Below are 20,882 nucleotides of genomic sequence, written 5' to 3'. Positions count from 1 at the left end.
ACGCAGCCACGCGGAGCGCCTACCTCGCGGCGATGCCGATGGAGGAGCTCCCCGATCTCGCCAGTCTCAGCCTTGCCGAGATCGCCACGCTGGTCGAACAGCGGCGGCTGCCGCCGGTCGAGCAATGGAACCCGTCGCATTACGGCGACAGCGAGATGCGTATCGCCCGCGACGGCACCTGGTATCATCAGGGCGCGCCGATCGGCCGCCCGGCGATGGTGCAGCTGTTCTCGACGATCCTGCGCCGCGAGCCCGATGGCCGCTATGTCCTCGTCACGCCGGTGGAAAAGCTCGACATCGCGGTCGAGGATGCGCCCTTCGTCGCGGTCGAGATGAAGGCGGAGGGGGACGGCGCCGACGCCCGCCTCGCCTTCCGGCTCAACACCGGCGACCTCGTCACCGCCGGGCCCGACCATCCGCTGCGCTTCACCGAAGGGGCGGACGGGCCCCGCCCCTATCTCCACGTCCGCGGCGGGCTGGAGGCGCTGGTCGCGCGTCCGGTCTATTACGAGCTGGCCGAGCGCGCGCTTGCCGACGACGCCGAGCGGCCCGGCGTGTGGAGCGGCGGCGCCTTCTTCCCGCTGGAACCCGCCGCATGAGCCTGGCCGAACGGCTGGTGCGCGCATGGCAGGACGGCAACCGCACCACCCCCGTCCTGCTGACCGGCGACGACGGCGAGTTGGAGGGCCGCGACGAGGCCGACCTGACGCCCGCCGCGGTGCTGGTCGCGGTGACCGACCGCGCCCGCCCCGGCGTCCTGCTCACCCAGCGGACCGATACGTTGCGCCACCACGCCGGCCAGATCGCCTTTCCCGGCGGCCGGCTCGATGCGGGCGAGGATGCGGTTGCCGCCGCGCTGCGCGAGGCACAGGAGGAGATCGCCCTGCCCCCCTCGCAGGTGCAGGTGATCGGCCCGGTCGACCGCTACCGCACCGTCACCGGCTATACCGTCACCCCGGTGCTCGCCGCCGTCCCTGCCGATTTGCCGTTCGTCGCCAGCGAGGCGGAGGTCGCCAGCGTGTTCGAAGTGCCGCTCGACTTCCTGCTCGATCCCGCCAACCAGGCCGCGGCGAGCGCCGAGTGGCGCGGCCGCACCCGCCATTATTACGAGATCCACTGGCAGGACCGCCGTATCTGGGGCGCGACGGCGGCGATGATCGTCAATCTGTCGCGGCGGCTGGCATGGTGACGCTGCCGCTCGACCGGATCGCCGCGCGCGCCGGCTTCCCTGCGCTGATCGACGTGCTCGGCGGGCCGGAGCAGACGCGGCTGGTCGGCGGCGTCGTGCGCGATACGCTGCTCGGCCTCGATCCCGCCGATATCGACCTCGCCACCCGGCTGCTGCCCGAGGAGGTGCTCGCACGGCTCAAGGCGGCGGATATCCGCGCCGTCCCGACCGGCCTCGCACACGGCACCATTACCGCGGTGCTGCCCGATGGCCCGATCGAGGTGACGACGCTGCGCCGCGACGTCTCGACCGACGGCCGCCATGCCGTCGTCGCCTTCACCGACGTCTGGCAGGACGATGCCGCGCGTCGCGACTTCACGATGAACGCGCTCTACGCCGATCCGGCGAGCGGCGAGGTGATCGACTATTTCGGCGGGCTTGCCGATCTCGACGCCGGCCGCGTCCGCTTCATCGGCGACGCCTATCGCCGCATCGCCGAGGATCATCTGCGCATCCTGCGCTTCTTCCGCTTCCATGCGCGCTTCGGCGCCGAGGATCAGGCGGCGATCGACGCCGAGGGGCTGGATGCCTGCACCGCGCGTGCCAACGACCTGATGGCGCTGTCGCGCGAGCGGATCGCCGCCGAATTGCTCAAGCTGCTCGTCGCCCGCCATGCGGTGCCGGTGATCGCGCTGATGATCGACCGCGGCATCTTCCGCGCGGTGCTGCCCGAGATCACCGATGCGACGCTGTTCGCCGCGCTCGCCGAGCGCGAGGCCGCCGCCGGCGTCGCCCCCGATGCGATCCGCCGCCTCGCCGCCCTGCTCCCGCCGGACGCGGCGGAGGGCGTCGGCGCGCGCCTCAAGCTATCGAACGCCGATCGCAAGCGGCTGGTCGCCGCCCGCCAGGGGCCCGGCGACGAAGGCCCGCGCGCGCTCGCCTATCGCGTCGGCACGACCAGCGCGATCGACCGGCTGCTGCTCGCCGGCGAGGATGTCGCCGCCATCCGCGACTGGACGCCGCCGGCGCTGCCGATCGGCGGCGGCGCGCTGGTCGCGCGCGGCCTGCGCAAGGGGCCGGAGGTGGCGGCGGTGCTGCGCCGGATCGAGACGCAATGGATCGCCGAGGACTTCCCCGACGGTGCCCGCGTCGCTCAGCTCGCCGATGCGGCGGTGCGCGCCGCGACGACCATCGCCAGCGCATCGTCGGCTTCCAGCGGCCGCGCATAGAGATAGCCCTGGCCATAGGTGCAGCCGAGCGCCGCCAGCGTCTGCGCCAGGTCGTTGCTCTCGATCCCCTCCGCCGTCGTCCGCATCCCCAGCGCCTGGGCGAGGCTGAGCACCGCGCGCACGATCGCGATCTTGTCGCGGTCGGCGAGCATGCCCGACACGAAGCTGCGGTCGATCTTCAGGATGTCGATCGGCAGCTTCTGGAGATAGGCGAGGTTGGAATAACCGGTGCCGAAATCGTCCATCGCCAGCGTCGTGCCGAGCGCCTTCAGCCCGTGCATGATCCCGGCGATCCGGTCGGGATCGGTGACGATCGCGCTTTCGGTCAGTTCGAGCACCAGCCGCTCGCCCGCGAGGCCGTGCTGGATCAGCGCCGCCTCGACCACCGCGGTGATGTCGTCGCGCTGCATCTGGATCGCCGACAGGTTGACCGCGACGCGCATCCCGCAATCGCCGCCACATTCGTCGTCCCACGCGCGCAAGGTGCGCGCCGCCTCGTCCATCGCCCAGCGGCCGAGCGGCACGATCAAGCCCGATTCCTCGGCAACCGGGATGAAGTCGCTCGGCTGGTGCTCGACGCCGCGCGGATCGCGCCAGCGCGCCAGCGCCTCGAACGACACGATCGCGCCGGTCGCGAGGTCGCAGATCGGCTGGAAGGCGAGCCGCAATTGCCGGTCGTCGATCGCCCGGCGCAGCGCCGTCTCCATCGCGAACTGCTCGCGTGCCAGCGTGAACGCCTGTGTCTGGTAACTCTCCACCTGCCGCCCCGTCTTCGCGCGCTTGACCGCGAATTGCGCGTTGCGGATCAACTCCTCGACGTCGTCGATCGCGTCGTCGCCATAGGCGATGCCGATCGAACATTCGACGCCGATCTCATAATCGCTCAGCCGGAACGGCGCCGACAGCGCCAGCCGGATCCGCTCGGCGAGGCGGTTGGCCTCGGCGGGATCGTCGTCGACCGCCATCAGGATACCGAATTCGTCGCCGCCGATCCGCGCCAGTGAATCGCGCGCGCGCAACACGCCCTTGATCCGCCGCGCGACGGTGATCAGCAGTTCGTCGCCGGCCAGCCCGCCCAGGCAGGCGTTGAGCCGGCCGAACCGGTCGATGTCGATGACCAGCACCGCATGACAGCTCCGCTCCGCCTGCACCGCCTCGATCATGTCGCTGAAGCCTTCGCGGTTGGGCAGACCGGTCAGGCTGTCGGTTGTCATCTCGCGGCGCAGCGAGCGTTCGGTATGGACCTGCGCGGTGAGGTCGATGAACGCGATCTGGCAACGGTCGCGCAGCGTCGGCGTCGGCCGGGCGATGGTGACGCGATAATAACGCGAATCGATCACCTGGCCGATCGACCAGTCGAAATCGATGCGCAGGTCGGCCGAGCGCAGGAAGGCATCGATCCGGCTGCCGAGCAGCGCCAGCATCGGCGACCGGTCGGCGATCACGCCGAGACCGGCGAGCCGATAGGCGCGATTGACCGCCAGAAAGGCGAACCCGCCGCCCTCGCGCACCACCTGCACCGTCGGAATCGGGATCATCTCGAGATCGCGCTCGAACAGCTCCAGCGCGGCAAGCGGCACGGAGGACAGGTCAGGCGAAGCGGTGGCCATGCCCCCCGTCTAGCCGCCGTTCGTTAAAGCGCCCTGAAAGTATACGTTCATAAACGACGAAAGTTAGGATGCCGCGACCGCCGTTCTGGCGGCGGTCACAGCGCTTTGCCGTTAGAGGTGCATCGCGGCACCGATCAGGAACGCACGCCCGGCCAGCGCATCGTAATAGGCGTTCTGCGCCGGCGATCCGCTTGCCGGATACGGGATGCCACGGTCGGTGACATTGTTGACGTTGATCCGCAGATCGAACCGCTTGGTGGCGTGCAGCGTGATCCCGGTGTTCCACATCACATAGCTGCTGACACCCGGCACGTCGCGCGTTCCGGCCGGCTCGGTTGCGTCGAAGACCGCCGGACCGGTGTACAGGATCTGGTTGAACCAGGACACCGGGCCGCTGTCGAGCGTCGCGTTCAAATTACCGCGGTCGATGAAATTACCGTAGCCCGCGCCGACCTGGCCACGACTGCTTTGGATACCCGTGTCTGCGCTGATTATCGCATATTGCTTGATGACGTGCTGATAGCTCGCTCCGAGCGTCAGCCGCCCGATGTCGTGCGGCAGCGCGAATTGATAGGCGAGCGTCGCCTCGACCGCCCGGAAGACCTGGCCACCCTGATTGACATAGGGCTCCTCCAAAGCGGTGATCTGCCCGAAATTGTCCACCGAAGTGTCCCGACTTACCAGATTGCAGTAGAAGTTGTCCGGATAGGTCGTCGAATCGTAGCAGCCTTTCAGCACCGCGCTGGACGAGGAGGCAACGATCGTATCGGTGAGGTCAATGCTGACGTAATCAGCCGACAGCGACAGTCCACGCAGGAACCGGGGCTCAAACACCGATCCGATCGTCCACGAGCTTGCCTTCTCATTTGCCAGATTGCGGTTGCCGATGATCGTCACCGGCACCGTTGCCGAGTTGATTAGCGAGCTGAAGTTGGCTGGAAGGCCGGCCGCACGGCAATTTGCCTGACGCACTGCGGGGTTAGGGCCGCTGGTCAGGTTCTGTTGATCGCAGGGATCGTAGCCGCCATCATAGGCGGGCTGATTGGCCGCGTAGAGCTCGGTAATCGACGGCGCACGAATGGCACGGGTGTAGTTGCCGCGGATCGCGAACCCCGGGAATAGCGACCAGCGGCCACCCGCCGTCCACGTGAAGGCGCCGCCATTGGCAGAATTGTGGACGTAGCGTCCCGCTGCGTTGACCTCGAATTCGCGCACCAACGGGATGTGCTGCTCCGGCCTGATCAGCGGCGCGCGCATCTCGCCGAAGACCTCGTTGGTGACGTAGCTGCCCTCCACCCCCAGGATCGGGATCGAACGGCCAAGCGCTTGGGTATAATAGGCATCGGGCGTGAAGCGCGAATATTCGCGCCGGTTCTCGTAGCCGATCGATATGCCGAGATCGCCGCCAGGCAGCTTGGCTAGCGCGCCGGTCAGCGTTGCGAGCACGTCGCGCTGCGTCGTAATCGACCGGGTGCGTGCGATCGTCGTCACATAGTTACGCGCCGCCTGGCTCGGCGCTCCATTGCCGAACAGGTTGAGCGGGGCACAGGTCTGCGAGATCGTGCCCGCATATGCCGCGACGTTGGGCGGCGCCGCCGGATCGTTTGGATCCGGGTTGAACGGTGCGCAGACGATGTTGCCGTTGGCATCGGTACCGGCGTTGAGCGCACGGCGCAGGTTGGGTTCGACCAGCGAGGGGGTCAGCGACGTTCCGCTCGACCGCCCGTAATTGCCTGAGATTTCCCAGGTGAACGTGTGGCCAAGCGCCTGAAAGTCACCGGTGAAGCCCCCGACGAACCGATAGAGGTTCTGTTTCAGCCGCGCGACGCCACTGATCAGATCGGTGTTCGCCCGGCCAAGATAGAAGACGTCGTTATCGGTTGCCGGCAAGCCGTTCGCGACCAAGTTGCGCACGATCGTCGCCTTGGCCTGGGGATTGAGGAAGGGATTGCCCAGCTTGACGATGTAATTGCCGTTGACGTCGAACGCACCCGGCTCCGCTTGGCGGAAAAATCCGGTATTGTAGACGGGCTGGCCTGCCACGTTGGTGGCGTTGCTGCGCGAATACCAGCCTTCGCCGAAGAAGTGGATGCCGTCGCTCAACTGGTAGTTGAGCAGTACGGTGGCGTTGAACCGATTGTCATCGACGCGCAGGTTGGTCGTGTCGGCCATGTTCAGCGCGTCACCGCCGAGGAAGGTGGTGGGATCGGATGTCGCCGTGCCCGTGTTGAACGGGATCAGCGTGCCATCGGGTGCGAAGCGCAGCAAATTGCCGTTAGCATCGGTGACGCTGCGGTTCGGTCGCAGCGCCCCCCCGTCGACGATATAGGGATTTCCGCCCGGCTGGCCGAGGAAGGTCCTGACGTTCTGCACCAGTACTTTCTTGTACGGCGAATTGGGATCGAGCGGCGCGATGAAACCATATTGCCGACGGATGACATCACGCTGGTTGCCGATCAGGCCGTCATCCTGATTATACTCGGCATTGAGCGTGATATTGCCGCGGCCACCGGCGAAATTCTTCCCGCCGAGCGCGCGGATTCGGCGATTGCCGAGGTCGCCGCGCTGACTGATGCCTGACTGCCCGTCCAGGTCGAGGCCTTCATAGTCATGCTTGAGGATGATGTTCACGGTGCCGGCGATCGCATCGGAACCGTAGATCGGTGCGCCGCCGATCGACACAGTGTCGACGCGTTCAATCAGCTTGGTCGGGATCGTATTGAGGTCGACCTGACCACCGCCGCCGGCCGAGGAGAAGACGGTCGAGGCATTGGCACCGACGAAGCGGCGGCCATTCACCAGCGTCAACGTGCGCTGCGAGCCGAGGCCATAAAGATTGACGAAGCTCTGGCCCACGCCAAAACCATTACCCTGGTTGCCGATCGACGAACTGTCGGCAAGGCCAAATCCGGGCAGCTGGTTCAACGCGTCGGCGACGTTGGCATAGCCCCGCTCGTCGAGCAACTTGGCGTCGATGGTATTGGTCGGTTGAGCGTTGTCGATTGCCGGGCGGCGGATACGCGATCCCGTGACCACGATCTCATTGCCGGACCGTGCGCCCTTGTCCGCGGCGGTTGCGCTTTGCGTGACCTGTCCGTTTGCTTGGTCAGCGGCAGCATCCGAAACAGCCTGCGCCGTCGCCGGCGTAACCGCCAGCGCCGCGGCGATCAGCGTTGCTGCAAGGCTCGTAGTGGCAAGCAACATCTTGTTGGACACGCGATGACCCCATGATTGTTTTGGATTGCCTCGGAGTGTCATGCAGCTGCAATAAGTCTCAAATTAAATTTCGTTCATGTTACTCTGTCATGCGGACAGCAGCCACGCACCTTCTCGCATCGAGCAAACAAATAGTTGTTATAGTTGTGATTCATCCCGCGGGCGGCAGCGTGACTGAAATGTCACGCCGCTGACCTTTTGTGCTTGCGTCGACTCCGGGATCACGAACGGTCGAATGTATCCACCTGTCGGGCGTGCGAGCAACCGCCCATCTTGGATCGCCGCGACCCGGGCGCTCTGCTCCTTACCCTCCGAACCGATTGTCGCGCGGAAAGCCGGTCGGCGGCGTCCGTCCCGCCGCGCCGCGCGCCGCGCGCCACAGCGACAGGTCGCTTTCGGTGCGCGTCCGTCCCGATTCGCCGCCCATCGTCCAGCTCATGCCCTCGGCGAAGACGAAGGTGGTGGCGTCGGACAGTCGCCCCTCACGGAAGCGCTGCAATTGCACGCCCTGGCCGCGAGTCATCACCGGCAGCTCGGCGATCGGGAAGACCAGGAACTTGCGGTTGTCGCCGATCGCCGCGACGTAATCGGCATTGGGCGCGACCGGACGGACGACGAGCAGCTTGGCGCCGGGCCGCGGCGTCATCACCGTCTTGCCCTTGCGCGTTTCGGCGATCACCTCGGCGACGGGCACGCGGAAACCGCGGCCGTCGGTGGCGGCGATCAGCAATTGCTCCTGCGCGCGCGCGTTGAGGAAGGCGACGACGCCGATCGATCCGTCGAGGTCGATCATCGCGCGCACCGGCTCGCCGAAACCGCGCCCGCCGGGCAATTTGTCCGCCGCCAGCGTGAAGAACCGCCCGTTCTCCGCCGCGAGCAGCAATTTGTCGGTGGTCTGCGCGTGGAAGGCGAAGGCGGGGCCGTCGCCTTCCTTGAACTTCAGCGTCTCCGCCGAGGCGAGGTCGTTATGGCCCTTCATCGCGCGGATCCAGCCGCGCTGCGACAGGATCACCGTGATCGGCTCGCGCTCGATCATCGCCTCGAGCGGAATGTCGCGGGTCGGCGCCGCTTCCTCGATCGTCGTGCGCCGCGCGCCGAGCGCGGTCTCGGGGCCGTAGCGGTCGCGCACCTTCTTCATGTCGCGCTTCATCCGCCGCTTCTGCTTGGCGGGATCGGCGAGCAGCCCTTCGAGTTCGGCCTGTTCCTTGTCGAGCTTGTCGCGCTCGCCGCGGATCTCGAACTCCTCCAGCCGGCGCAGACTGCGCAGCCGCATGTTGAGGATCGCCTCCGCCTGCCGGTCGGTCAGGCGGAATTCCTCCATCATCACCGCCTTGGGCTCGTCCTCGGTGCGGATGATCTCGATCACCCGGTCGAGGTTGAGATAGGCGATGAGATAGCCGTCGAGCAGCTCGATCCGGTCGGCGATCTTGCCGAGCCGGTGGCGCGTGCGCCGTTCGAGCACGACGAACTGATGCTCGACCCATGCCTTGAGCGCACCGCCAAGCGACATCACCCGCGGCGTGCGATCCTTGTCGAGCACGTTGAGGTTGAGGCTGATCCGCGTCTCGAGATCGGAGAAGCGGAACAGGCCGTCCATCAGCACCTGCGGATCGACGGTGCGGCTGCGCGGTTCGAGCACGATCCGCACCTCGGCATCCGATTCGTCGCGCACGTCGGCGAGGATCGGGAATTTCTTGTCGTTGATGAGGCCGGCGATCTGCTCGATCAGCTTGCCCTTCTGCACGCCATAGGGGATCTCGCTGACCACGACCTGCCAGCCGCCGCCCTTCTCGCGCTCGATGTCCCAGCGCGCGCGGACGCGGAAGCTGCCGCGCCCCGTCGCATAGCTTTCCGCGATCACCGCCGCCGGATCGACGATCAGCCCACCGGTCGGCAGGTCGGGGCCCTTCACATAATCGAGCACTGCGGTGTCGGGCGCATCCGGCTTGTCGACCAGCATCATCGCCGCGTCGAGCAGCTCGGCGGCATTGTGCGGCGGGATGCTCGTCGCCATGCCGACCGCGATGCCGCTCGCGCCATTGGCGAGCAGATTGGGGAACAGGCCGGGGAACAGCTCGGGCTCCTGCTCCTCGCCATTATAGGTCGGGCGATAGGCGACGGCATCCTCGTCGAGCCCGTCCATCAGGTCGATCGCGACCTGCGTCAGCCGCGCCTCGGTGTAGCGATAGGCGGCGGCGTTATCGCCGTCGATATTGCCGAAATTGCCCTGCCCGTCGACGAGCGGGTAACGCAGCGAAAAGGTCTGCGCGAGGCGGACCATCGCGTCATAGACCGACTGGTCGCCGTGCGGATGGTATTTGCCGATGACGTCGCCGACGACGCGCGCGCATTTCTTATAGCCCTGGCTCGGATCGAGTTTCAGCAGCCGCATCGCCCACAGCAGCCGCCGGTGGACGGGCTTGAGCCCGTCGCGCACGTCGGGCAGCGACCGCGCGGTGATCGTCGACAGCGCATAGACCAGATAGCGGTCGGACAGCGCGGTATCGAACGGCGCATCGAGGATGCCGATCGGGGGTTCCTGAAAGTCGGTGGCCATATCGGGAACACCCTAGGCCGCAGGGGCGCAAACGGCAACGGGCGCGGCTTTGAAGGGATCGCGCGCCCGTCCGCCGTCCGCTAGCGTTACCCCCGCATGCTCACCTGGCCCGACCTCACCAGCCGCCCGCGCGGCACGCCCGACGCGACCATCGCCTACGGCCCCGACCCGCTGCAGGTGATCGACCTCTGGCGCCCCGCCGGTGCCGGGCCGCATCCGGTGGTGCTGATGGTCCACGGCGGCTGCTGGCAGACGAGCGTCGCCGACCGCCGGTTGATGGATTGGGCCGCCGCGGACCTGCGCGCCGCCCGCATCGCGGTGTGGAACATCGACTATCGCGGCGTCGACCGCGCCGGCGGCGGCTATCCCGGCACCTTCCGCGATGTCGCCGCCGCCGCCGACCGGCTGCGCAGCGACGCCGCCGCGTATGGGCTCGACCTCGCCCGCCGCGTCGCGCTCGGTCATTCCGCCGGTGGCCATCTCGCGCTGTGGCTCGCCGCGCGCCACCGGATCGCGGCCGACAGCCCGCTCCACCATCCCGATCCGCTGCGCCTCGATCACGTCGTCAGCCTCGGCGGCCTGCCCGATCTCGCCGCGGTCGCCGCCAGCCCCGACAACGGCTGCGGTACCGGGGTGATCGCGCAGCTCACCGACCAAAGCCGCGCCGCGCCCTATGCGGACACGTCGATCCCGCCGCTCCTCCCGCTCGGCGCGACGCAGGATCTCGTCAACGGCCGCGAGGATCGCATCGTCCCCTATCGCCTCGCCGAGGATTATGTCGCGCGCGCGCAGGCCGCCGGCGATACGGCGCGCCTCCACACGGTCGCCGACACCGGTCATGTCGAGCTGATCGCCCCCGGCACCCCCGCCTGGGCGCACACCCGCGCCCTCCTGCACGCCGCCCTGACGAAAGACGCCGCATGACCCGCGACGACGCCCGCGCCCTCGACCGCACCGACCCGCTCGCGCGCTTGCGCGACCGGTTCGCGCTGCCCGACGGCCTGCTCTACCTCGACGGCAATTCGCTCGGCGTCCTGCCGCGCGCCGTCGCCCCGGCGCTCGCCGACACGGTGCAGCGGCAATGGGGCGAGCGCCTCATCCGCAGCTGGAACGAAGGCTGGATCGACGCCCCGCAGCGCCTCGGTGCGAAGATCGCGCCGCTGATCGGCGCCGCCGCCGACGAGGTGATCGTCGGCGACACCACGTCGACGCATCTGTTCAAGGCGCTGGTCGCCGCGCTGCGCCACGATCCCGCCCGCCGCACCATCGTCAGCGAGGCGGGCAATTTCCCCACCGATCTGCATATCGCCGAGGGCGCGGTCGCCTGCGTGGAGGGCGCGGCGCTGAAGGTCGTCGCGCGCGCCGACCTCGCCGCCGCGCTCGACGACGATACCGCGGTGCTGCTGCTCACCCAAGTGCATTACAAGACCGCCGAACGCTTCGACCTCGCCGGCTGGACCGCCCGCGCGCATGAGGCCGGCGCGCTGATCCTCTGGGACTTCAGCCACAGCGTCGGCGCGGTGCCGATCGACGTCACCGCCGCAGGCGTCGATCTCGCGGTCGGCTGCACCTACAAATATCTCAACGGCGGCCCCGGCGCGCCCGCCTTCCTCTATGTCGCGCGCCGGCTGCACGACGCGCTCGCCAATCCGGTGAGCGGCTGGATGGGCCATGCCGAGCCCTTCGCCTTCACCGACGCCTATCGTCCCGCCGCGGGGATGAAACGCTGGCTGGTCGGCACCCCCTCGATCCTCGCGATGGCGAGCCTCGAGGCCGCGCTCGCGATCTGGGCGGAAGTCGACCTGACCCAGGTCGCCGCCAAGAGCGCCGCGCTGTTCGCGATCCTCGCCACGGCGGGCGCCGCCGCCGGCCTGCCCTGCGTCAGCCCCGCCGATCCGGCGCAGCGCGGCAGCCATATCAGCTTCCGCCATCCCCATGCCTATGAGGTCACGCAGGCGCTGATCGCACGCGGCGTCATCGGCGATTTCCGCGCGCCCGACGTGCTGCGCCTCGGCCTGACGCCGCTCTATCTCAGCCATGAAGACGTCTGGCAGGCCGGCGAACACCTCCGCGCCGTGATCGCGACCGAGGCATGGCGCAACCCTGCCTATGCCGACCGCAATGCGGTGACCTGACCGGCCGCCCCACTTACGCCGTCAGTCGTTGAGATGCGGGAACACCTGCCCCTGCAGGTTGATCGTCAGCTGCAGGTTGAGCGCATGATCCATCTGCGCCCGCGCCTCGCTGCGCCCGGGGCGGAACTGGTTGAGATAGCCGACGTCCGCCGTCATCAGCTTGCCGATCGGCACGACGAAGCCGACGATGTTGCGCATCCGCTCATAGCCGCTGCGCTGTCCCCAGCGCGTGCTGTTGGGCAGGAAGAAGCTCTCGTGGCTGACGAACAACGCCCATTTGCTCGCTCCCAGCCGCTGGTTGTAGCGCAGCAGCGGCCGCACCCGGAAACCGATCTCGGACCCGCGCGGATTGAACCGTTCGTCGACGCGAAAGCGCGTCGTGAAGCCGCCGAACGTCCCCACCACCTGCTGGCGGATGCGATCCTCGTCGGCGCCGGTGTTGGCGTTATGCGCGCCGACCTTGCGATAACCGAAGCCGAGTTCGACGCCCTTGGTCGCCTTCACCCCGACCAGCGCACCGAATTCGGTCTGGTACAATCCGTCCTGCCGATCGCTGAACCGCGCGATCTGCTCCAGCGTGACGCGCACCTCGTCGGTCAGCGGCACGTTGGTGTTGATCTGCGTCCATAGCTGCGCATCCTGCTGCTGCGCGGCCGCGGGCGTGGCGAAGAGCAGTGGCAGCAGACTCAGCGCCGCGTACGGCTCAGTCCGCCTGCCCCGCTTCGTTGGCTTCGCCATCCCCCATATTCCCCTCTTCATCGACGACCTTGAAGACCTTGAATGCGATATTGTGCCATTGCTCGGCGGAAAGTGCGATCCAGTCGATCGTCTCGCCCGCCTCGCGCCGCATTGGGCGGCCCTCCGCCATGACCAGCCGGAACACCGATGCGTCCTTGAGCACGACTTTCGCCGGAAAGCGATCAGCGTCGCGCAACAGACTGACGACCGTTCCCTGATAGCCGATCAACGCCCCTTCCTGCTCAATCGTCGTGAGGACTTAGGCGATGATAAAGTCCTGGTCGCTGCCGGTCTTGGCGAACACCTCCGCCATCGGACCATAGAAGATCGACGAGTCACCGCCCCACATGACCAGCCGACCGGCAAGCGTCCCCAACACGGTCGCAAGCAGGCAGAGGAAAAAGAGGCCCGAGATCAAGGCATAGACCGACTCGATGGTGGCAGGCGGGACGAGCATCGCGACGTAGGGATTGGCCAGCGGGATACCAGCCAACCATTGCGGTCCGTGAGCCGTCGCCACGATCCCGAGACCTATGACGTACGTCAGGTGGACGAAAACGCTGAGCAGCCCGATCTGCGCGATGCCGTCAGCGCTGGTCAGCGACGGGATGGCGGGTTCCACCTCCTTAGTCTGCGCAACCTGATAAAAAGCCTTTGTCGCGACGATCCCTGGCAGCAGCAACGCCGTCACCAGCACCGCAATCAGCGTCAGGCCCATCGCGGCCTTACCCGATCAACGGCGGACGACCGTCTCGCCGCGCCGCGCACGCTCAATATCGCTGCGGCGGATGACGTGAACGCCATCGGCATTCACCGCGGACGCCCGCTCCACCGCTTCCCAGCTCCCCCCGAAGGCGCGGACGACATCGGAGGCGGTGCGGATCGAAGCCGGGGAATTGATGCGTCCGGTAGCCATGGACGCAATGTAGACGCGGTCCGGTGGAAAGCAAACCGGCCCTGTCGCGATCCGCGCCTTCCGATTGCACCCCCGCCCCCCTTCCCCTATAGGCGCGACCATTCCGGCCCCGGCCCGCGATCCATCGCGCCGCCGGGGCTGCTCTATTTCAGGGGACACGCGCATGGCTCGGCGCCGCCAGATCTACGAAGGCAAGGCCAAGATCCTGTACGAGGGGCCCGAGCCCGGCACGCTGATCCAGTATTTCAAGGACGACGCCACCGCGTTCAACGCCCAGAAGAAGGGCACGATCAACGGCAAGGGCGTGCTCAACAACCGGATCAGCGAGCATATCTTCACGATGCTCGACGCGATCGGCGTGCCGACGCACTTCATCCGCCGCCTCAACATGCGCGAGCAGCTGATCCGCCAGGTCGAGATCGTGCCGATCGAGGTCGTCGTGCGCAACGTCGCCGCCGGCTCGCTGTCGAAGCGGCTCGGGATCGAGGAGGGCGTCAAGCTCCCGCGCACGATCATCGAATATTATTACAAGGACGATGCGCTCGGCGATCCGATGATCACCGACGAGCATATCGCCGCCTTCGGCTGGGCGAGCCAGGAGGAGATGCACGACATCGCCGACCTTGCGATCCGCGTGAACGACTTCCTCAGCGGCCTGTTCGCCGGCGTCGGCATCCGGCTGGTCGACTTCAAGCTCGAGTTCGGCCGCATCTGGGACAATGACTTCGGCCGGATCATCCTCGCCGACGAGATCAGCCCCGACGGCTGCCGCCTGTGGGACATGGACACCAACGAGAAGATGGACAAGGACCGCTTCCGCCGCGATCTCGGCGGCGAGGCGGAGGCCTATCAGGAGGTGGCGCGTCGCCTCGGCCTGATGCCCGAGGGCGAGGACGGCGCCGTGCTCGATCTCGACAGCCACCGCAAGCGGCGTGGCAAGTGAAGGCTGGGGGTAAGTAAGATGAAGCTGCGTATCTTCGTGACGCTCAAGCCCGGCGTGCTCGACCCGCAGGGCCGCGCCATCCATCACGCCCTCGGCAGCCTCGGCTTCGAGGGCGTCGAGGACGTCCGCGCCGGCAAGATGTTCGAGCTCGAGGTCGCCGATTCGACCAGCGACGAATCGATCGACGGCATGTGCCGCCAGTTGCTCGCCAACACGGTGATCGAGAACTTCCGCGTGGAGCGCGTCTGACATGAAAACCGCGGTCGTCGTCTTTCCGGGCTCCAATTGCGATCGCGATCTCGCGGTGGCGCTGGAACGGGTGACCGGCAGCAAGCCGGCGATGGTCTGGCACGGCGACAGCGAACTGCCCAAGGGCGTCGGCCTCGTCGCGGTGCCGGGCGGCTTCTCCTACGGCGACTATCTGCGCTCGGGCGCGATCGCGGCGCGATCGCCGATCATGCGCGCGATCGTCGAGCAGGCCGGTCGCGGCCTGCCCGTGCTCGGCGTGTGCAACGGCTTCCAGGTGCTGACCGAGGCGGGTCTGCTGCCGGGCGCGCTGATGCGCAACGCGGGCCTCGACTTCGTCTGCCGCGACGTCGCGCTGACCGTCGCCAACGCCCAGACCGCCTTCACCAGCCGCTATGACGCCGACGAGACGATCCGCGTCCCCGTCGCCCATCATGACGGCAATTACTTCGCCGATGCCGACACGCTCGACCGACTCGAAGGCGAAGGCCGCATCGCCTTCCGCTATGGCGAACCGGTCAACGGCTCGGCACGTGACATCGCCGGCGTGCTCAACGCCGCCGGCAACGTGCTCGGCATGATGCCGCACCCCGAACGCAAGATCGAAACCGCCCACGGCGGCACCGACGGCCGCCGTCTGTTCGAAGGCGTGCTGGAAACCATCGGCGCGTAAGATCGGCCGGCGAACCGCCCCTCGCGGAGGCGTGCGCCATTTGGGAGTTCCGGTTCACCCTGGCGGACAGGGCAGTCGCACATCGCGGCGAGGATGAGGTTCGATCGGCTTCCTCATCATATCCGTCACCCCGGACTCGTTCCGGGGTCCACCCAGCCGCAAGAGAAGGGTGTCGGATCAAGCCCTTCCCCTCCTCGCAGAGTGGACCCCGGAACAAGTCCGGGGTGACGGGGTGGGCGAGGACCAGAGGGGAGATCGGGCCGGTACTGCGCACCGCTGCTACCGCCGCGTCACGCTGTCCTACACCCCCGCCGCCCTGCTACCGCCGAGCATCCGCTCTCTCACGTGGTCGATCCACCCCCCAAAAGCGGAAACGATCAGGCCCCGATCGTTTCCATCACCGTGTCCATGTCGTCCGACACGGCAGCGCTCACACCCTGGTCCGGAACGGCGTGAAATCGGTCGCACGATCGAACACGTCGACGCCTTCGGCGCGCTTCAGCGCGCCCACCACGCCATAGGTGACCGGCGTCAGGATCACCTCCCACGCCACCTTGAGCGCCCATTGCGTCAGCATCACCGTGACGACGAGCGCCGGCGTGAACCCCGCCGCGCCCAGGAAGGCGAGCGGATAGAAGATCAGGCTGTCCACCCCCTCCCCCAGCACCGTCGAGCCGATCGTCCGCATCCATAGATGGCGGCCCTCGCTCCACAGCTTCATCCGCGCCATGACGTAGGAATTGACGAACTCGCCCGCCCAGAAGGCGCAGACGCTCGCCAGCACGATCCGCGGCACCTGGCCGAAGATGGTGGCATAGGCGGCCTGGTTGCCCCAGCTCGGCGCCGGCGGCAGCGCGACGACCACCCAGCTCATGAACGCCATGAACACCACCGCGGCGGTGCCCGCCCAGATCACCCGCCGCGCCCGCGCATAGCCATAGACCTCGGTCAGCACGTCGCCGATGACATAGCTGACCGGGAAGAACAGGATACCCGCGCCGAACGGCCACGGGCCGATGCCGGGCAGCACGATCTGGGCGACTTTGCCCGCACCGATCACGTTTGAAAGCAACAGGATGGCGACGAACGCCGCCATGACGAAGTCGTAATAGCGGAACGCCTGCCCGCGCATCGCCGCGGCGTCGACCGCCCGTTCCGTCCGCTCGCCCATGGCGACGCGTTATATGGCGGTTCCCGTTCCGCGCAAACCGCGCTAATCGGACTGCCGCGCGCGCCCGTAGCTCAGATGGATAGAGCACGAGCCTTCTAAGCTTGTGGCCGCTGGTTCGAATCCAGCCGGGCGCGCCATTTCCTGTAAGCACCTGGTTTTTGAATGTTCCATAAGTCTTGATTCGAACAGCCACGGGCACTACCCTCATGCCCGCAATGCCTACCGCGCCACATACTCGCGTCTTCTTAGGCGCTTGCAGATAATTTTACCGGATTGAGGGAGGAAACGAAGCTGGGTTCTTTAAACCTCTAGCGATTATCGGAAACGCCAGCCTTTAGCTGCCTCGAAGCAGGCAAACCGATTTTGGGATTTTGCCATTCTGCCTTATCATTCGAGGTAGGGATTGGGGATCGGGGGCAGTGTGGCGATCGATTTGATGGCGGTGCAACAGCTTGCCACCGACCAAGCATCGCTCAACGCCGCCGCCGGACTTGCGAAGCCGGGAAAATGGTCGGGAGTCGGCATCAGCGAAGACGAGGCGCTGATCTGGGGCGAATGTGCCGGATCGGGGGCCAATCCCTATCGGGTTATGGCAGACCTTCGCGACAGGGGAAGCAAGTGTACCTGCCCTTCGCGCAAGTTCCCGTGCAAACATGCTCTTGCCCTGTTCTGGCTGAGGGCGGAGGCAATCGTCGCGTTCGCCGTGGCGGAAACACCGGAATGGGTGAGCGAGTGGCTGGCGCGTCGGCGTTCGACCAGCGGCGCACCCAAGTCGGCAAGACCGGCAGCGGATAAGGATCTGGACGCCGCCCGGTCCGCCGAACGCGAGCCCGTCGATGATGCCAAGGCCGCGGCGCGACGCGAGGCGACCAGCGCCAAACGAACCGAAGACACCGAGCGTATGATCCTGGATGGGCTGGACGCGCTGGAACAGTGGATCAGCGATCAGCTTCGCCTGGGGCTTGGCGGCCTCGTCGATGATGTGACCGCGCGCTGTCGCCGGATCGCGGCGCGGCTGGTCGACGGCAAGGCCGCCGCCCTGGCGGGCCATGTCGATGATATGCCCGCGCGACTGCTCGCTCTGCCCAATGGCGACCGGGTGCGCGGCGCGACGGTGGAACTGGCGCGACTGGTACTGCTCGCCCGTGCGTTTCGCGCCGATCCGCGCAATGCGGAACTGCGCCGCACCGTGGCCGCGGCCGAGACTCGCGAAACGCTGCTGGCCGATCCGGCGCCCACACGTGTGACGTCCGCCTGGGAAGTGCTCGCGGAGCGGATTCGCACCCGCCGCGATGGGCTGGTATCGCAAACGACCTGGCTGCTCAATCTGGCCGCCGGGCCGCGCTTCGCGATGCTGCTCGATTTCTTTCCGGCCAGCGCCGGGCGACGGCATTCAGCGTTCACGCCGGGCGAGCAATTCGTTGGCGAACTGCTGTTCTATCCGGCGCGCATGCCCCTGCGCGCGCTGCTGATCCAGCGCGAAGCGGCGCTGGTCGACGGGCCTCCACTCGACTGGCCACCGCCGGACGGACCACTGGCGGAGGCGCTGACCGCGCCGCTGCTCGCCGAGCCATGGGCTGCCGAACGACCGGTCCTGCTTCCGTCGGGGCGCATCGGCTTCGATCGGGCGGGCGCATCGTGGTGGCAACCGCAAGAGGGCGCCTCACCCCTGCCGCTGGCGGGTGATGTCGAGGGGCTGGCCGCTGGAACCGAGTTGAGACGCACAGCCGCCTTATGGTCGGGCAACCGGCTGGAGATGCTGGCGATGCAGACGCGGTGGGGGCGGATCGGCCATGGCTGAGGCGATATTCGATGCGCTAGGCCCGGTGTTGACGCGCTGGACCATGGGCGGCAGCGCGACCGCTCACGCCCCCGCCGCCTGGCGCGATACGCTGGGCACCGATGCGCGTGAGGCGGAACTGCGGCTGCTGGCGCTGTCCGGCCATTTGCTCGGCACGCTCGCGATCACGCAGCCTGTGGGGGAGGTGCGTCCACGTGACGACATTCCGGCGCTGGCCCAGCCGCCGCTTCCCGACCGACTTCGCCCTCGCGTACGACGCCTGCTCCAGCAGATGCGCGATGCCCAGACGCGCCGTCACCTGCTCGATTTTATCGATGCGCGCGGCTGGACGCTGCATCCGGGCGACTGGATGCCCCGTCCCGATGAGGAAGTGCCCGCGGTTTATGCGGCTTGGCAGGACTGGGCCGCCGCGTCGGGCGCATCATCGGCCGCTCCCGAGGCGCTGAGCGCCGAAAACTGGACCGACTTCGCACCCGCTGCGCGCCACGTCGCGTTTGCCGCGTTACGGCAGCAGGATCCCGCACAGGCAAGCCTGTTGCTGGCGGAACGGATCGCCGATGAACCTGCGGACCGGCGTGTGCGTCTGCTCGACATGTTGGCCATGGGACTGTGCGACGCCGATCGGCCACTATTGGAACGGCTGACCGGCGATCGGGCGCCCCGCGTCAAGGCACTGGCCGCCGCGCTGCTGGCGCGTCTGGGTCACCCCGGGGGCAGCGACGCGGAGAGCACGGAACTCGCCGCCTTCTTTACCGTCGAGACCAGGGGGCTGCTACGCCGCACCCGCGCGATCGTGGCGAAAACGATGAAGACCGCCGCCCAGCGGCACCGTCGCGACACCTTGATCCAGACGCTTTCCTTTGATGGCTTCGCGCAAGCACTGGGCCTGTCTTCGACGGAATTGGTCGCCGCTTGGCCCTGGGGTCGGGATTTGCCCGGCGATCAGCAACTGGCGGCCATGGCGGCACGCTCGGCCAGCGATGCGATCGTCGAAGCGATCGCCAACCTGTCGGACGCTGGCAATGCGATGGACCCGCATGCGCTGGCCGAACTGCTACCCCGATTGTCTCCGTCCCGACGTCGTCAGATCGCAACGCGACTGTTGGGCGTGCCGGACGCCAGCTTCGCGATGGTACTGACGATCGCTGGTGGCGATGGCGGGATCGATGATGCGATCCGCACGCCCGCAGGCAAGGCGCTGCTCGACGCGCTGTCGTCGGAGAATGCGAGGTCCGTCGATCAGGCCGACGCGTTACTGGCGCTCGGCCTGATCGCCTCGGGCAGCGCGGCGCGGCAGGCGCTTGACCAATTGGCGGCGGCGGGGCTGATCGCCTCCGATCCGCGGCTCGACATGCTGCGGCTCAACGCCGCGCTCGATAACAGGAGACCGACCGAATGAGCGAGAAGCTGCGCCTGCCCGCCGAGGACATCCATGCCGGTGAGCTTGCGGCGCTCGCGGCGGACGATGCCGACCGTCGCCCAGCCGGCTGGGCGCTGTCGCCCAGGCGCGTCGTTACCTATCTGATGGGCGGCGTTGCACCCGGCGGCGCTGCGATCACGCCCAAATATGTCGGCGACCGGCGGCTGATCGAAACGGCGGTAGCGACGCTCGCAACCGACCGCGCGCTGCTGCTGCTCGGGGTGCCGGGAACCGCCAAGTCATGGGTGTCGGAGCATCTGTCGGCCGCCATCACCGGCGATTCGACGATGGTGATCCAATGCACGGCGGGGACCGATGAAAACCAGGTCCGCTATGGATGGAATTGTGCACAGCTGCTGGCCCATGGCCCCAGCCGGGACGCACTGGTCCCGACCCCGCTGATGCGGGCGATGGAGACGGGCAAGCTCTGTCGCATGGAAGAGCTGACCCGTATGGGATCGGACGTGCAGGACACGCTGATTACCGTGCTGTCCGAAAAGATGATGCCGATCCCCGAGCTGAACGGCGCGGTTTATGCGCGACGCGGGTTCAATATCATTGCCACCGCCAACAACCGCGACAAGGGCGTCAACGAGTTGAGCTCGGCACTCAAGCGGCGCTTCAACGTCGTCGTCCTGCCACTGCCGGACAATGCCGACGAGGAAGTGGCGATCATCGTCAAGCGGGTGGCTGAGATGGCGCGCAGTCTCGACCTGCCCGCCCCGAAGAACGTCGCCGAGGAAGTGGCGCGGGTCGTCGCGATCTTCCGCGAACTGCGCTCCGGATCGACCGAGGACGGCAAGGTCGCGCTCAAATCCCCCAGTGGCGGGCTGTCCACCGCCGAGGCGATCGGCGTGATGGTCGGCGGGATCAGCCAGGCGACCTTCTTCAACGACGGGCGACTTACGCCCGACATGCTGGCCGCCAACATGATCGGCGCGGTGGTGAAGGACCCGGTGCAGGACAAGGCGGTGCTGGGCGAATATCTCAAGACCGTGCTCAAGAAGCGTCGCGGGTTCGAGGGTTATTACGCCTCGCTGACCGAGCTGATCTGACGCG

The 20,882-nt window shown here is 67.3% G+C and carries 19 protein-coding genes and 1 tRNA gene; 12 read left to right on the top strand and 8 right to left on the bottom strand.

What is annotated here, in order from left to right:
- Positions 1-38: 38 nt before the first annotated feature.
- The 3 genes from HD841_RS05605 to HD841_RS05595 are packed head-to-tail and all read left to right on the top strand — an operon-like array spanning position 39 to position 2,397.
- Complete coding sequence (locus HD841_RS05605; RefSeq protein ID WP_179507827.1) at positions 39-599, top strand: DUF1285 domain-containing protein; 561 nt, start codon at positions 39-41, stop codon at positions 597-599.
- Positions 596-1,189 carry a CoA pyrophosphatase gene (locus HD841_RS05600; protein ID WP_179507826.1) on the top strand — a complete coding sequence of 198 codons (594 nt, stop codon included), beginning with the start codon at positions 596-598 and terminating at the stop codon, positions 1,187-1,189. The genes HD841_RS05605 and HD841_RS05600 overlap by 4 nt, the downstream gene beginning before the upstream one ends.
- Positions 1,183-2,397 carry a CCA tRNA nucleotidyltransferase gene (locus HD841_RS05595; protein ID WP_179507825.1) on the top strand — a complete coding sequence of 405 codons (1,215 nt, stop codon included), beginning with the start codon at positions 1,183-1,185 and terminating at the stop codon, positions 2,395-2,397. Before HD841_RS05600 ends, HD841_RS05595 begins: the two co-directional genes overlap by 7 nt.
- On the opposite strand, the gene HD841_RS05590 is transcribed toward HD841_RS05595, so the two are convergent.
- From HD841_RS05590 to parC, 3 genes are all read right to left on the bottom strand, one after another.
- A complete protein-coding gene (locus HD841_RS05590) occupies positions 2,322-4,007 on the bottom strand; it encodes a putative bifunctional diguanylate cyclase/phosphodiesterase (RefSeq protein ID WP_179507824.1) in 1,686 nt (561 codons plus the stop codon). The genes HD841_RS05595 and HD841_RS05590 overlap by 76 nt on opposite strands.
- A gap of 111 nt (positions 4,008-4,118) precedes the next feature.
- Positions 4,119-7,223 carry a TonB-dependent receptor domain-containing protein gene (locus tag HD841_RS05585; RefSeq protein WP_179507823.1) on the bottom strand — a complete coding sequence of 1,035 codons (3,105 nt, stop codon included), beginning with the start codon at positions 7,221-7,223 and terminating at the stop codon, positions 4,119-4,121.
- A gap of 304 nt (positions 7,224-7,527) precedes the next feature.
- Positions 7,528-9,780, bottom strand: a complete 2,253-nt coding sequence (gene parC / locus HD841_RS05580; protein WP_179507822.1) for a DNA topoisomerase IV subunit A — start codon at positions 9,778-9,780, stop codon at positions 7,528-7,530.
- A gap of 96 nt (positions 9,781-9,876) precedes the next feature.
- Between parC and HD841_RS05575 the strand changes: the two genes are divergently transcribed.
- Both HD841_RS05575 and kynU read left to right on the top strand, forming a co-directional pair.
- The gene (locus tag HD841_RS05575; RefSeq protein WP_179507821.1) at positions 9,877-10,704 is read left to right on the top strand and encodes an alpha/beta hydrolase; all 828 of its coding nucleotides are present in this window, start codon (positions 9,877-9,879) and stop codon (positions 10,702-10,704) included.
- Complete coding sequence (gene kynU, locus HD841_RS05570; protein WP_179507820.1) at positions 10,701-11,915, top strand: kynureninase; 1,215 nt, start codon at positions 10,701-10,703, stop codon at positions 11,913-11,915. Before HD841_RS05575 ends, kynU begins: the two co-directional genes overlap by 4 nt.
- A gap of 21 nt (positions 11,916-11,936) precedes the next feature.
- On the opposite strand, the gene HD841_RS05565 is transcribed toward kynU, so the two are convergent.
- Genes HD841_RS05565 through HD841_RS05550 form a run of 4 tightly spaced genes read right to left on the bottom strand, consistent with a single transcriptional unit; the run spans position 11,937 to position 13,569 of the window.
- On the bottom strand, positions 11,937-12,653 hold the full coding sequence (locus tag HD841_RS05565; RefSeq protein ID WP_179507819.1) for a DUF2490 domain-containing protein: 717 nt from the start codon (positions 12,651-12,653) through the stop codon (positions 11,937-11,939).
- A complete protein-coding gene (locus HD841_RS05560; protein WP_179507818.1) occupies positions 12,619-12,882 on the bottom strand; it encodes a hypothetical protein in 264 nt (87 codons plus the stop codon). Before HD841_RS05560 ends, HD841_RS05565 begins: the two co-directional genes overlap by 35 nt.
- Before the next feature lie 30 nt (positions 12,883-12,912).
- On the bottom strand, positions 12,913-13,371 hold the full coding sequence (locus tag HD841_RS05555; protein WP_179507817.1) for a hypothetical protein: 459 nt from the start codon (positions 13,369-13,371) through the stop codon (positions 12,913-12,915).
- 15 nt (positions 13,372-13,386) lie between these two features.
- A complete protein-coding gene (locus HD841_RS05550; RefSeq protein WP_179507816.1) occupies positions 13,387-13,569 on the bottom strand; it encodes a hypothetical protein in 183 nt (60 codons plus the stop codon).
- 163 nt (positions 13,570-13,732) lie between these two features.
- On the opposite strand from HD841_RS05550, the gene purC reads away from it, so the two are divergent.
- Genes purC through purQ form a run of 3 tightly spaced genes read left to right on the top strand, consistent with a single transcriptional unit; the run spans position 13,733 to position 15,431 of the window.
- A complete protein-coding gene (gene purC, locus HD841_RS05545; RefSeq protein ID WP_038663332.1) occupies positions 13,733-14,512 on the top strand; it encodes a phosphoribosylaminoimidazolesuccinocarboxamide synthase in 780 nt (259 codons plus the stop codon).
- Positions 14,513-14,530: 18 nt separating this feature from the next.
- Positions 14,531-14,761: a phosphoribosylformylglycinamidine synthase subunit PurS gene (purS, locus tag HD841_RS05540; protein ID WP_179507815.1), complete on the top strand. Its 231-nt coding sequence runs from the start codon at positions 14,531-14,533 to the stop codon at positions 14,759-14,761.
- 1 nt (position 14,762) lies between these two features.
- Positions 14,763-15,431 carry a phosphoribosylformylglycinamidine synthase subunit PurQ gene (gene purQ, locus HD841_RS05535; protein WP_179507814.1) on the top strand — a complete coding sequence of 223 codons (669 nt, stop codon included), beginning with the start codon at positions 14,763-14,765 and terminating at the stop codon, positions 15,429-15,431.
- A gap of 430 nt (positions 15,432-15,861) precedes the next feature.
- On the opposite strand, the gene HD841_RS05530 is transcribed toward purQ, so the two are convergent.
- Complete coding sequence (locus tag HD841_RS05530) at positions 15,862-16,602, bottom strand: queuosine precursor transporter (protein ID WP_179507813.1); 741 nt, start codon at positions 16,600-16,602, stop codon at positions 15,862-15,864.
- Between the two features lie 60 nt (positions 16,603-16,662).
- Here HD841_RS05530 and HD841_RS05525 point away from each other — a divergent pair.
- The 4 genes from HD841_RS05525 to HD841_RS05510 all read left to right on the top strand — a co-directional run bounded on the left by HD841_RS05525 (position 16,663) and on the right by HD841_RS05510 (position 20,878).
- Positions 16,663-16,739 (top strand) — tRNA-Arg (locus HD841_RS05525).
- Positions 16,740-17,023: 284 nt separating this feature from the next.
- Complete coding sequence (locus HD841_RS05520; RefSeq protein ID WP_179507812.1) at positions 17,024-18,403, top strand: SWIM zinc finger family protein; 1,380 nt, start codon at positions 17,024-17,026, stop codon at positions 18,401-18,403.
- Positions 18,396-19,802 (top strand): DUF5691 domain-containing protein, encoded by a 1,407-nt coding sequence (locus tag HD841_RS05515; protein ID WP_179507811.1) that lies wholly within the window; start codon positions 18,396-18,398, stop codon positions 19,800-19,802. Before HD841_RS05520 ends, HD841_RS05515 begins: the two co-directional genes overlap by 8 nt.
- Entirely contained in the window at positions 19,799-20,878 is a 1,080-nt protein-coding gene (locus HD841_RS05510; protein ID WP_179507810.1) for an ATP-binding protein, read from the top strand. The genes HD841_RS05515 and HD841_RS05510 overlap by 4 nt, the downstream gene beginning before the upstream one ends.
- Positions 20,879-20,882 lie beyond the last annotated feature (4 nt).

It is taken from the genome of Sphingomonas melonis, assembly GCF_013409985.1.
Lineage (GTDB): Bacteria > Pseudomonadota > Alphaproteobacteria > Sphingomonadales > Sphingomonadaceae > Sphingomonas > Sphingomonas melonis_A.
This window is presented reverse-complemented; position numbering and strand designations above follow the sequence as displayed.

Coding starts and splice junctions, on each gene's coding strand:
- purS (WP_179507815.1), top strand. CDS start 14,531: ATGAAGCTGCGTATCTTCGTGACGCTCAAGCCCGGCGTGCTCGACCCG.
- HD841_RS05510 (WP_179507810.1), top strand. CDS start 19,799: ATGAGCGAGAAGCTGCGCCTGCCCGCCGAGGACATCCATGCCGGTGAG.
- purQ (WP_179507814.1), top strand. CDS start 14,763: ATGAAAACCGCGGTCGTCGTCTTTCCGGGCTCCAATTGCGATCGCGAT.
- purC (WP_038663332.1), top strand. CDS start 13,733: ATGGCTCGGCGCCGCCAGATCTACGAAGGCAAGGCCAAGATCCTGTAC.
- HD841_RS05605 (WP_179507827.1), top strand. CDS start 39: ATGGAGGAGCTCCCCGATCTCGCCAGTCTCAGCCTTGCCGAGATCGCC.
- kynU (WP_179507820.1), top strand. CDS start 10,701: ATGACCCGCGACGACGCCCGCGCCCTCGACCGCACCGACCCGCTCGCG.
- parC (WP_179507822.1), bottom strand. CDS start 9,780: ATGGCCACCGACTTTCAGGAACCCCCGATCGGCATCCTCGATGCGCCG.
- HD841_RS05595 (WP_179507825.1), top strand. CDS start 1,183: ATGGTGACGCTGCCGCTCGACCGGATCGCCGCGCGCGCCGGCTTCCCT.
- HD841_RS05550 (WP_179507816.1), bottom strand. CDS start 13,569: ATGGCTACCGGACGCATCAATTCCCCGGCTTCGATCCGCACCGCCTCC.
- HD841_RS05590 (WP_179507824.1), bottom strand. CDS start 4,007: ATGGCCACCGCTTCGCCTGACCTGTCCTCCGTGCCGCTTGCCGCGCTG.
- HD841_RS05565 (WP_179507819.1), bottom strand. CDS start 12,653: ATGGCGAAGCCAACGAAGCGGGGCAGGCGGACTGAGCCGTACGCGGCG.
- HD841_RS05530 (WP_179507813.1), bottom strand. CDS start 16,602: ATGGGCGAGCGGACGGAACGGGCGGTCGACGCCGCGGCGATGCGCGGG.
- HD841_RS05575 (WP_179507821.1), top strand. CDS start 9,877: ATGCTCACCTGGCCCGACCTCACCAGCCGCCCGCGCGGCACGCCCGAC.
- HD841_RS05555 (WP_179507817.1), bottom strand. CDS start 13,371: ATGGGCCTGACGCTGATTGCGGTGCTGGTGACGGCGTTGCTGCTGCCA.
- HD841_RS05600 (WP_179507826.1), top strand. CDS start 596: ATGAGCCTGGCCGAACGGCTGGTGCGCGCATGGCAGGACGGCAACCGC.
- HD841_RS05515 (WP_179507811.1), top strand. CDS start 18,396: ATGGCTGAGGCGATATTCGATGCGCTAGGCCCGGTGTTGACGCGCTGG.